At 55.0% G+C, this 2,653-nt stretch carries 1 rRNA gene; it reads right to left on the reverse strand.

The features are described from left to right. Positions 1–15: 15 nt before the first annotated feature. Positions 16–2,653: ribosomal RNA gene (locus BM153_RS13365) — 23S ribosomal RNA — on the reverse strand; the annotation flags it as partial.

The following is a 2,653-nucleotide window of genomic DNA, read 5'->3' on the forward strand; positions in this document are numbered from 1 at the left end:
GTCAACATCTTTTTCTTGGTCAGACCCTCGACCTATTAGTGGCAGTCAGCTCCACACATTACTGTGCTTCCACCTCTGTCCTATCTACCTCGTGTTCTCCAAGGGGTCTTACCTGCTTCGCAGGGGATATCTCATCTTAAGGCGGGCTTCACGCTTAGATGCCTTCAGCGTTTATCCCTTCCGGGCTTGGCTACCCTGTTGTGCCATTGGCATGACAGCAGGTGCACCAGCGGCCCGTCCATCCCGGTCCTCTCGTACTAGGGACAGCCCCCTTCAAATATCCTGCGCCCGCGCCGGATAGGGACCGAACTGTCTCACGACGTTCTGAACCCAGCTCGCGTACCGCTTTAATGGGCGAACAGCCCAACCCTTGGGACCTGCTACAGCCCCAGGATGCGATGAGCCGACATCGAGGTGCCAAACCACTCCGTCGATGTGAACTCTTGGGAGTGATAAGCCTGTTATCCCCAGGGTAGCTTTTATCCGTTGAGCGATGGCAATCCCACTTTCTGCCACCGGATCACTAAGTCCTACTTTCGTACCTGCTCCACCCGTCGGTGTCGCAGTCAGGCTCCCTTCTGCCTTTGCACTCTTCAGATGGTTTCCGTCCATCCTGAGGGAACCTTTGAGCGCCTCCGATACCCTTTCGGAGGCGACCGCCCCAGTCAAACTCCCCGCCTGGCATTGTCCCGCACCCGGTTTCACGGGCTGCGGTTAGAAATCCAGCAGCACAGGGGTGGTATCCCAACAGCGGCTCCTCACATGCTGGCGCACATGTCTCTTTGCCTCCCACCTATCCTGTACGTGCACTGCCGAATCCCAGTGCCAAACTGGAGTAAAGCTCCATGGGGTCTTTCCGTCCTGGCGCGGGTAACCAGCATCTTCACTGGTACTTCAATTTCACCGGGTGTATTGTCGAGACAGCGCCCAAATCATTACGCCTTTCGTGCGGGTCGGAACTTACCCGACAAGGAATTTCGCTACCTTAGGACCGTTATAGTTACGGCCGCCGTTTACTGGGGCTTCGGCTCGAAGCTTCGGATTTCTCCTAACCCCTCCCCTTAACCTTCCAGCACCGGGCAGGCGTCAGCCCATATACTTCACCTTTCGGTTTCGCATAGACCTGTGTTTTTGCTAAACAGTTGCTTGGGCCTTTTCTCTGCGGCCTGGTCGCCCAGGCTCCCCTTATCCCGAAGTTACGGGGACATTTTGCCGAGTTCCTTGACAATACTTCTCCCGCCGGCCTTGGAATTCTCTTCCTGTCTACCTGTGTCGGTTTTCGGTACGGGCACCACATGAGCCATAGCGGCTTTTCCCGGCGGGCATTCCCCACGCTTCGCTACTTCTTGTTCGCTCCGCTTAACGACTACCCCTTACAGCCAGGTTTCTTCATCCCTGACCAGGGTCTTCGCTTGCCCCGGGCTTTCCATTCCCGGGTCGTGGCTCTTTCCCGCGTCCCCGCAGTTCTGTCATGCGGTGGTGCAGTAATCTCAAACTGCTATCCATCGGCTACGCCTTTCGGCCTCGCCTTAGGCCCCGACTTACCCAGGGAAGATCAGCTTTACCCTGGAAACCTCGGACATCCGGCCGTGAGGATTCTCACCTCACTCTCGCTACTCATTCCGGCATTCTCCCTTCCCTGCACTCCACTGCCCCTTTCGGTACAGCTTCTTCATCCAGGGAATGCTCCCCTACCAATGTATTTACATACATTCCGCAGCTTCGGTACAGTGTTTTAGCCCCGGACATTTTCGGCGCAGGGCCTCTCGGCTAGTGAGCTGTTACGCACTCTTTTAATGTATGGCTGCTTCTGAGCCAACATCCTAGCTGTCTTTGAAACCCCACATCCTTTTCCACTTAACACTGATTTTGGGACCTTAGCTGGCGGTCTGGGCTCTTTCCCTTTCGGCCGTCCAACTTATCTCGTACGGCCTGACTCCGTAGGATCATCTTTATGGCATTCGGAGTTTGATATTCCTCAGTAAGCTTTGACGCCCCCTTGGAAATTCAGTGCTCTACCTCCACAAGACTGCCTACAGGCTAGCCCTAAAGCTATTTCGGGGAGAACCAGCTATCTCCGAGTTCGATTGGAATTTCTCCGCTATCCACACCTCATCCCCACCCTTTTCAACGGATGTGGGTTCGGTCCTCCAATGCCTTTTACGGCATCTTCAACCTGGACATGGATAGGTCACCCGGTTTCGGGTCTGCCCATACCGACCTTCGCCCTATTAAGGCTTGGTTTCCCTACGGCTCCACACTTTGCTGTGCTTAACCTCGCCGGCATGGACAACTCGCCGGACCGTTCTACAAAAAGTACGCGGTTCTGCTTTTGAAACAGTTCCACAGCTTGTAGACACAGGGTTTCAGGTTCTCTTTCACTCCCCTCCCGGGGTTCTTTTCACCTTTCCCTCACGGTACTGTGCTCTATCGGTCACTGGGTAGTATTTAGCCTTGGGGGGTGGTCCCCCCGTCTTCCTGCAGGGTTTCACGTGTCCCGCAGTACTCTGGATCCCGCCGCTAAGTGTGGATATATGCTACGGGGCTATCACCCTCTTTGGCCGGCTTTCCCAAAGCCGTTCCCATACATCTTAACTTAGTTTATGCGGTCCTAAACCCCGGATTGCATGCAATCCGGTTTGGGCTCTTTCCC

The organism is Acetitomaculum ruminis DSM 5522, assembly GCF_900112085.1.
Taxonomy (GTDB): Bacteria; Bacillota; Clostridia; order Lachnospirales; family Lachnospiraceae; genus Acetitomaculum; species Acetitomaculum ruminis.